General features: G+C 33.1%; 12 protein-coding genes. All 12 read left to right on the top strand.

Annotated features, from left to right (window positions below; genetic code table 11):
- The first annotated feature begins 251 nt into the window (after positions 1–251).
- The 12 genes from P278_RS15305 to P278_RS15250 all read left to right on the top strand — a co-directional run bounded on the left by P278_RS15305 (position 252) and on the right by P278_RS15250 (position 9,226).
- Positions 252–644, top strand: a complete 393-nt coding sequence (locus P278_RS15305) for a hypothetical protein (protein WP_038268764.1) — start codon at positions 252–254, stop codon at positions 642–644.
- A 68-nt stretch (positions 645–712) separates the two neighbouring features.
- Entirely contained in the window at positions 713–1,420 is a 708-nt protein-coding gene (locus tag P278_RS15300) for a CPBP family intramembrane glutamic endopeptidase (protein WP_051413616.1), read from the top strand.
- 22 nt (positions 1,421–1,442) lie between these two features.
- On the top strand, positions 1,443–2,126 hold the full coding sequence (locus P278_RS15295) for an aspartate/glutamate racemase family protein (RefSeq protein WP_038268762.1): 684 nt from the start codon (positions 1,443–1,445) through the stop codon (positions 2,124–2,126).
- Between the two features lie 39 nt (positions 2,127–2,165).
- Positions 2,166–2,939 carry a HEAT repeat domain-containing protein gene (locus P278_RS15290; protein WP_038268761.1) on the top strand — a complete coding sequence of 258 codons (774 nt, stop codon included), beginning with the start codon at positions 2,166–2,168 and terminating at the stop codon, positions 2,937–2,939.
- A gap of 192 nt (positions 2,940–3,131) precedes the next feature.
- Positions 3,132–4,517, top strand: coding sequence for a TlpA disulfide reductase family protein (locus tag P278_RS15285; protein WP_161808367.1), 1,386 nt, complete (start codon positions 3,132–3,134; stop codon positions 4,515–4,517).
- A complete protein-coding gene (locus P278_RS15280; protein WP_038268758.1) occupies positions 4,514–5,242 on the top strand; it encodes a DUF4328 domain-containing protein in 729 nt (242 codons plus the stop codon). The genes P278_RS15285 and P278_RS15280 overlap by 4 nt, the downstream gene beginning before the upstream one ends.
- Before the next feature lie 29 nt (positions 5,243–5,271).
- Positions 5,272–5,850, top strand: coding sequence for a hypothetical protein (locus P278_RS15275; RefSeq protein WP_038268755.1), 579 nt, complete (start codon positions 5,272–5,274; stop codon positions 5,848–5,850).
- Positions 5,851–6,038: 188 nt separating this feature from the next.
- Complete coding sequence (locus tag P278_RS15270; RefSeq protein ID WP_038268753.1) at positions 6,039–6,734, top strand: hypothetical protein; 696 nt, start codon at positions 6,039–6,041, stop codon at positions 6,732–6,734.
- 99 nt (positions 6,735–6,833) lie between these two features.
- On the top strand, positions 6,834–7,376 hold the full coding sequence (locus P278_RS15265) for a hypothetical protein (RefSeq protein ID WP_038268752.1): 543 nt from the start codon (positions 6,834–6,836) through the stop codon (positions 7,374–7,376).
- Between the two features lie 10 nt (positions 7,377–7,386).
- Positions 7,387–8,286, top strand: coding sequence for a PD40 domain-containing protein (locus P278_RS15260; RefSeq protein WP_038268767.1), 900 nt, complete (start codon positions 7,387–7,389; stop codon positions 8,284–8,286).
- 3 nt (positions 8,287–8,289) lie between these two features.
- The gene (locus tag P278_RS15255) at positions 8,290–8,646 is read left to right on the top strand and encodes a hypothetical protein (protein WP_038268750.1); all 357 of its coding nucleotides are present in this window, start codon (positions 8,290–8,292) and stop codon (positions 8,644–8,646) included.
- Entirely contained in the window at positions 8,639–9,226 is a 588-nt protein-coding gene (locus P278_RS15250; protein ID WP_051413615.1) for a nucleotidyltransferase family protein, read from the top strand. Before P278_RS15255 ends, P278_RS15250 begins: the two co-directional genes overlap by 8 nt.
- Positions 9,227–9,332: the final 106 nt, after the last annotated feature.

Here is a 9,332-nt window from a genome sequence, read left to right as displayed (position 1 = left end):
CTTATTGCTGAATCTGTTGATTAATCTTTAGGCTTGAAAAACATGTTGGTTGGATTGCTATCTTGTTTTGGGGGATTAGCAGGCGTCCATAAACCAAAGGGTTAGGAATTTTAAAATTTCCGATTTCCTACATTGCAGGATTAAGAAATTTCGATTATTTTCGGAGGGGTTTTGCTGATGCCATTTTGGGATTCATGAGAGGTGCTGGTGAAATCAAATACAATACCGTTGCAAAACCTTAAACAACACCAATGGAAAGAACCGTATTTAAGAATCAAAGCTTTTACATTTTATTAATTACATTTCTAGGGATTCTACTATGTTGGAATTTATGGACATTTTGGAATTCTAAAAATTTGATTGCCCTTATTCCTGCCATTATTCAAATCATCATTCTTGGACTTATTTTTACAAAAAACAAACAGGCCAAATTGGCAATTAAAATTTGGGCAATAATACTGATTGCCGGACCTTCTCTTTCCATTCTAGGAAATACTATTAAAGTCTTGTTAGGTGATGAGATTTTAAGTAAAATAATGCCCTTGATAATTCAAATCCTAATTCTTACTGCTGGACTTTATATCAATCATTTCAACAATACCACTGTGGAGCTAAAAAACATTGAGGAGTTTCAAAATCAATAAAACCTATACACAATACCCTTGGGAACACTCGCATAACCAAATCGTCACAAATAAACCAAACCGTTAAAATGAATCACAACATTACCAACTCCACCGAAAGATCGAATAATACCCTCGGGGTTTTGTTTGACCTTATTATTTACATTTCTGTAATGTTCCTGATCAGGGAGGTTTATTTACCAAAAGTTGGCTTCATTGCTAATGGCCTTTTTTGGTCGCTGACCACTTTGATTATAGCCAGTTGGAGAATGAAAGTCAGAGGTGTTAACTGGAAAGACCTGGGATTAATAAAACCTAAATCAATGTGGAGAACATTAGGAGTGTCCGTTATTATTTTTGTTTCCGTAATGATTGCTATCATACTATTTGAACTTCTAAAAGACCAATTACCATTTTCATTAGCATCAGATACCTCCTCCGAAAGTTCAGCGTCAAAATTTGGGGACCTTAAAGGAAATTGGATACAGTTTTTTATAATCATTCCTTTCGTTTGGCTCGAATCTATGTTAGAAGAACTACTAGATAGAGGCTTTTTGATGAATTGGATTGAAAAATTGTTTTCTTCAACTTCATTTGCCACAATCATAGCTGTACTATTACAAGCAATCATATTTGGGTTTAGACATTCAAACGACTTGTCAGAAAGGTCAATAACTGTTGGGCTTATTGGTTTAGTAATGGGCATAGCTTATGTGAAATTTGGCCGAAACCTATGGCCATTAATAATTGCTCATTGTATATTGAACAGTATGTCTATGATTGAAAGAGTAATGTAATAAAAAACAAAAGCACATTAAAATGAAAAAAATAGGATTGGTAGGAGGAATCAGTTGGACTTCAACTTTAGACTATTATAAATATATAAACCAGGGTATCAATGAACAATTAGGTGGCCTAAATTCGGCTGAATGTATCATACATTCACTAAATTTCTCTGATATTCAGGATAAAGGGTGGATCAACTCTTATGACCTGATCTTCAATGCTTGTAAAAGTTTAACTTCCAACAATGTCGATTTCATAGTCTTATGTGCCAATACAGCTCATTTATTTGCTGACGAAATTCAATCAAAAATTGACATCCCTATTATACATATCGCTTCAGCTACCGCAGAGGAAATAAAAAAGCATAAACTGCGAAAAGTAGGACTCCTAGGCACCAAATTCACCATGGAAATGGATTTTTACCGAAACAAATTAAAAGAATATGGTATTGAAACCATGGTTCCAAGCAGTAAAAAGGATATTGAAGAAATTCAGGAAATTGTCAAAAATGAACTCGGAAAAGGAATTATCAATAAAGAGTCTAAATCGAAATTCAGGCTATATGCCAATGAATTAATAGAAAGAGGTGCAGAAGGCCTTATTTTAGGGTGTACAGAAATACCAATGTTAATCGATCAGGAGGACTTTGACTTTCCTGTATTCGACACTACAAAAATTCATGTTGAAAAAATCGTAAAACACTCCTTAAATAAATGATTTACAACTATATACCATAATTAACCATATAATACCATCATGAAAAAAATAATCACATTATTATGCTGTCTTTTATCGGTTGTCATTAGTATTGCCCAAAAAAGCAGTTCACAGAACACCCTCAAGCATATTGCATATACCGATGAAGATAGTACGGTTAGACTTGAAGCCCTTAAAAAACTAACTGATCAGAATGCTATTAAACACGTTGCCTTCACAGATGAGGATAGTATAATAAGGCTTGCCGCTTTGGAGAAACTAACAGATCAGAATGCAATCAAACACCTCGCGTATACCGACAAAGACAATAATATCAGACTGAAAGCTGTAAAAAAACTGACTGACCAAAACGCCATTAAACACGTTGCCTACACAGATGAAAACAGCTTTGTAAAGCTCGTTGCTTTAGACAAGCTAACCAACCAAAATTCAATTAAACATGTTGCCTACACAGATGAAGATAACAACGTTAGACTAAAAGCAGTAAAAAAACTGACCGACCAGAATGCCATTAAACACGTTGCCTACACAGATGAAAACAGTTTTGTAAAGCTCGTTGCTTTAGACAAACTAACAGACCAAAATTCAATTAAACATATTGCCTACACAGATGAAGATAACAACGTTAGACTAAAAGCAGTAAAAAAACTGACTGACCAGAATGCCATCAGACACGTTGCCTTCACAGACGAGGATAGCACCATAAGACTCGCTGCTTTGGTTAAGCTCACTGATCAAAATTCAATTAAACATATTGCTAAAACTGATAAAGAGAAAAAAGTGAGATTAAAAGCATTAGAGCTTTTAAATTAATTTCCAGCGAAAACATTCTATAGAATTTGACGTAGGACAATTCTTGATATGAACCCCTCTAAATTTACCATTAGCTACCATTATAAATAACCTATGAGAATACTATTTTATTTTTTGCTATCCCTTTTTCTTTTAAATTCTTGTCAAAGGAATGTAACAAAAAACAAGGTCGAGAACTACACCGAAGTCAATTTGAATTTTAAAGACTATAAGCCCCACAAACATAAGAGTTTTATTGACCTTACTATTGAGAACGGAGTACATCCAATTGAACAACAATTGAAAATTTCTGATAGTGGAATCGTTTCTTATAGCTTTATAAATGAAAAAAAGCGAGAGCTAGTTTTTAAATATGAAAATAGGGAATTTAGTCTGATCGTTTCACCTAATGAAGAATTAAATGCGTATCTCTCCGTAGCCGAATTGACGGACTGGAATTCAACATTTAAAGGGTTTAAGATAACCTCAGGTGAAAATAGTATTACAAATAATTTGATTCTTCGTTATACATCTTACCTCGACAGTTTGATCAAACAAGCTCCTAACGGATTTAGCAATGATGGCAAATCGGTTGACATTGATTATAAGAATAAACGAATGTCAGAAATGCAAGATCAATTAAATGCTTTTGACTTATTTATAAGGGAAAATAAAATCAAAGACAAAACCTTTATCGATTGGAGTAGATCTCAAATAAGATACCGTGCTGGATTTGATCTAAGCCTGTTTCCGTTCTTCGGAATAATGAATAAAGAAATTGATGATGAAAAAGAATATTTCAATTTCATAAATGAACTCAACCCAAATGACAATGAAGAATTAACCTATCAGTCATACCTAAAATATCTAGAGACACTATCAACCTCGTATAAAATCATAAGCAACATTGCAGATAAGTATTCCTCGAAAAGAGAACAATTAAAAGAGAATAGTTCCTCGAATTTTCCAATTTTATTTAAAATGATCAAAAAGCTTCCAAAAAATAAGGAACGAGAATTTTTGATGGCTTATATATATCGTAATAATAATCAAATACCCGAAAAATATAAAGATAGTTTACAATTTTTTGTAAGTGATGACATATTAAGTCAAGTCAAATCATTAGATAAAATTGAAACTCTTGATATTATAACGCTCATTGAGAATTACGATATACCTTACAATGAAAAGGTTGCACTTTTAGCGCTTTATAAAGAATCAAAAGGCAAAGTTATTTATCACGATTTCTGGTTTACGAATTGTGCACCTTGTATGAAAGAACTCCCTAATTATAATGACCTTATTGCCACAACAAATCAAAAGAAGGTTGAGTTCATTTTTTATGGCGCATACATGGAAAAAGACGAATGGAGAGCCACCATTGAAAAATTAAAACTAAAAGGCAAACATCACTTACTTACAAAAAACCAATTAGCCTTTTTTGAGAAGTACTTCGGAGTTCATGGGTTTCCACATCATCATATTATAAATTCAAATGGAAAAATCAGCGAAAAAGTTCGTTTCGGAACTTATCCGGGCAACTTTAAGGAGATTAATAAACTTATAGAAAAAAACCATATTGTAAAAAGTAAGAAATGAATATAATAGAAAACACTCAAGAAAATGGCTTATCTGTCAAAATAGAAATTTGGGACAATACAAAAAGAGCCAAAAATCTAATGATCATATTTTGGATTTTGACAGGACTAACATTTATTGCAATAATTTCTGGTTATTTTGAATTGCAATTACTGGAAAACGTAAAACTCGGAATATTTCCCGACGAAAGTGAGGTCTATGCAAACGACTTACGCCAGGGAATAATTGGAATTATCCAAACCGGAATATACATTACTTCCATAATTTTATTTTTAAACTGGTTTCGAAGAGCCTATGGGAATTTACACAGGTTAGGAATCTCTTATTTAAAGCATAAAGAATCTATGGCTGTTTGGGCTTGGTTTATTCCTATTATTGTTCTTTTTAGACCCGTTCAAATCATGAACGAAATATGGAACGAAACACAGGAAAAAATTAAAAAGTTTGATTCTACTTATATCATTAAAAATGGAGGATTGATAATTGGATTATGGTGGGCTTTATTTATAATTTCGAATATTATAGGAAGATATGTATTGAAGACTGTCTTTAAAGCTGAAACCGTTGAACAATTAATTGAGGGATCACAGGCACTATTACTATCTGATTTCATGCAAATTCCAGAAGCCCTATTAGTTATTTTAATTGTATTTCAACTCTCAAAAATGGAAACAAAACTAGCTAAGGAAGTGCAACAAGCTGGTGGCAATATTATTTATAAGTAATAAGATTTAATCGATGAATTAATAATATCGTGGAATCAAAACTCACATATCTTAAAGGAAAATCCGTTTTTATAGTATCATTGCTTGTCATCGGAATTACCATCCTAACCGTTTATCTTAGTGGAATACATTACAACCGGAGTTTGACCTCCAACCTGTATTTATCACTTGGAATTATTGCTTCAGCTCTATTTATATTTATGACCTATGGTTTATATAACGGAATTGGTTTGATCGACAATTTTCCTAAATTCAGAAACTTTAAAAGGGGTGAGATTTTCATGCAATCCGGAGCGTTTCCTGACCTACCAAATACTAATGTAGGGGATGGTATTGGGGGCTTGATATTATCGATCTTCCTGTGGATCGTAATGACTATTATATTCATAGTCTTGCTAATTATACTGGAAGCGGTTTTTTGGTTTTCTTTATTCATACTTCTAGCTATGCTTTATTGGGTTTTCTTTAGAGCGTTAAAACTTGTTTTCAAAAGATCTAAAGACACTAAAGGATCTGTTGGAATCTCAATAGTATACTCCATATCTTATACTGCGCTTTATATAGGTTGGATATTTGGAATTGTATATTTATCTGAAATAATCAGATGATGTTATTGCAAACACCTCTTATTATCCAATTGAGCTGAATTATTAAAAATTATCTATACCCTTATCAATTAATTTGTTTTAATCCGAAAACACTAGTAGAGAATTTCTAAATTCTTTCTTTTTATTAAATTAGTTCTCAAAACCTAACAAATCAATATCATAGCTTTAGCTATAATAAGATGAATCTAATGAAGAATATAATCGGGATAGTCATATTATTTTTATTATATAACTGTGGTACGAATAAAAAACCTGAAACCGGAGAATTAATTCTAACCGGTAAATATTGTAAATATCCCAATGATGATTTCTTCAGCTTAGCATTTCAATTATTTAAAAATGGCAAACATATTGCTAATGATACTATAGAATTTAATGGATTCTCGAAATATAAAAACTTACCTTATGGAAAATATCAGATTACGTTTGAATCAATTTACGGTTTGCAGGAATCTGTTGAAATAGAAATTAAAAACAACATTGAAGAAGTAATCCTTTGTATGGATAAGCTTAATTATGATCTCACTGACAGTGACTTATTAATAAACAACCTAAACCCTAATCAATCGTTAAAAATTGATTTCCAGTCTTTTGGATGTTTCCATTTTAATAAGTCCGTATTGGAAATAACTCGAACCAATGAGCAATATTTAGCAAAACTAGGCGATAAAAAAATGATTCTTTCGGCAGCTCAACTCCAGTTGATAAAAGAATTCGAAATAGAACTTCGAGAAATTGAATCTAATGAATGTACGACAGCTGACACTTACAAATTGACAAATGAACAAAATTCGGAAAGCGTCGAAATTATTGATGAAAGCTGTATCTGGCATGGGTTTAGACATCTTGTAGAAAAACTTGGACTTGATCCCATTGGCAGCTAACACAAAACAATCCAACATAGCTTGATGTGTTATATAGGTAAATACACATTTGGTACTTTTAATTATATTCATAACACCAATACACAACCCTTTCAATAAATGAATTTCGTCCAACAAATTGTAGAATCTCATGGAGGCGCATACTCGCAAGAGCCTTTGAAAAAGGTTCACTCTCCTAAGGGACTCATAACGTATCAACCCAAAAGAGGTAAAATAGAGGTTAATGGAACCCAAATCGAAATTCATTTTAAAGAATCTGGAGGCGTCTCTGGTTCCGTTGAACCTATTAGAATTATCCTAAAGCTAAAAAATGATATCAAAAACAACCTAAGCATATATCCCAGTACTTATTTAATATATTTAACGGACCTTCTTGCTCAACCAAAAAACTTAAATATCCCCAAGGAAATAAAGCAACAATTTAGTTTCAGAGGCGATAAAGAGTTAATAAAAAAAATAGTAGCAGATAGTAGGTTCTGCAGTTCCATCCTTAACGAGTTTATATATATTTCTCTGTTCAGATCTAAACCGAAACAAATTATGCTTACACCTGAGTATGGCTTAGAAAGTGTTGAGCATTTTAATAAACTTATCACGGCACTCATAATTATTGAAGAGAAGATTAAAGAAGTTCCACGGTAACTTAAATAACATGATAAAAACAAACAGTATAACATTAACAGCGCTTGTAATGGTGGGGGTTTTGAATTCTTGTAAAAACTCAAATGAGAACAATCCTGTAACTTTTGAAAACGCTTATTTCGGTCAACAGTCACCCGGGCTTTCTCCAGAACCTTTCGCACCCGGAATTATATCAACAGATAACTGGGAAATAAGTGGTGTTTTTAGTCCTGACCTCAAAGAGTTTTATTTCATTCGAGAAGTTGGGGAGACAGATGAAGAAAAAGCAATGCAATTTATGGTATATCAATATAAAGATCACCAATGGCAAGAATCCATAATATCGCCACGAGTGGGTGAACCTTTAATTTCTCCAAATGGTCAGATCATGCATCTGGGCAAAAAATATAAGGAACGATTGGAAAATGGTGATTGGTCTGAGTTAAAAAGTCTCGACACCCCCTTTGACAGTATTCCTATAATGCAGCTTACTTCTTCTGATAAAGGCACCTATGTCTTCGATGCCATGGGTGAAGGTGTCTTACGATATTCTTGTTTAGTGGATGGCTTACGTGAAGAACCTAAACTATTTGGAAAAGAAATTAATAGTGGGACCGCTAACGCTCACCCCTTTATTGCTCCTGATGAACCTTATATTCTTTGGGATGGTAGAAGAGAAAATGGATATGGCAATGCGGATATTTATATTAGTTTTAAACAGAAAGATGGTTCCTGGGGTGAGGCCATTAACTTAGGTGATAAGATCAATACCTCCGCTTCTGAAAACGGTGCTCGCGTCACTCCAGATGGTAAATATTTATTCTTTAACAGGAACGTTGGTAAAATAAATCCAACTGACCCATATGATGACGTTAATATGTTTTGGGTAGATGCTAAAATTATTGAAACTCTAAAACCATCAGAATTATAGAAAATGAAAAAAGCATTCGGATTTAAAGTAGCTGTTAATGACCAACTGATTTGTCGGGCAGGATTTGAAAATGAGCATTCAATTGTTACATGCATACTTGACTCTGTAAGACGAAAGAATGAAAATTCTGAAGAATTAAGCATTCATATTAGTGGTTTAAATTCCGATACTCATCACCAGGTAGATTGGTTCAAAGACTCATTAAAAGAAGGTGACAAAATATCTATCGAGGTTATAAGTGATGGTTTTGATCCTCCTGCCACGGAAAGAAAAGCATTTAAAGATAAGGATCTCATAGCTCATAAATTAAAGACCTATTATAAACTAAAAGAGGAACTGAAAGAACATTTAAATGAGTAGCACCGATACTAATTTATATAATAGCAACTTAGAAAATGAATTCATAGCGATTGTTGACAATGACGCCTGGATGATTGAAGTTTTAAGGGTCGTGAAGTCACTTAACCTCAATGATTGGTGGATTGGAGCGGGCTTTGTGAGAAATAAAATCTGGGATGTTAATCATGGAAATAAAAGAACTGAACTCAACGATATTGACGTTATTCATTTTGATCCTTCAAATTCTACAGAAGCATACGACCTGGAACTTGAAAACAAACTTAAAAAGCTACATCCGAATTTGAAATGGTCGATTAAAAACCAATCCAGGATGCATTTAAGAAATGAACACCTTCCATATATAAATTGTCATCATGCCATTTCCTTTTGGCCAGAAACGGCGACTGCTGTTGCCGTTAAACTAAACTCTAATGACCAAATTGAATATATAGCTCCTTATGGATTGCATGATTTATTCAATCTTATAGTAAAACCTACCCCTAATTTTGACTTGGAGGTTTACAACGCCAGGATTGAAAAGAAACAATGGAAGAAAACGTGGGGTAAATTAGATATAAGAACTGATTGGAGTGAGTTATAATATTATTTGTCATTCTGTATTTATTACGGAATCTAGTGATTCAATGCTTGATTGGTTTTTTTCCTGATGGGTTATTGCCCACTGAATGTCTAAGGCATGTTTATTC

Source organism: Zhouia amylolytica AD3 (assembly GCF_000511935.2).
Taxonomy (GTDB): domain Bacteria; phylum Bacteroidota; class Bacteroidia; order Flavobacteriales; family Flavobacteriaceae; genus Zhouia; species Zhouia amylolytica.
This window is presented reverse-complemented; position numbering and strand designations above follow the sequence as displayed.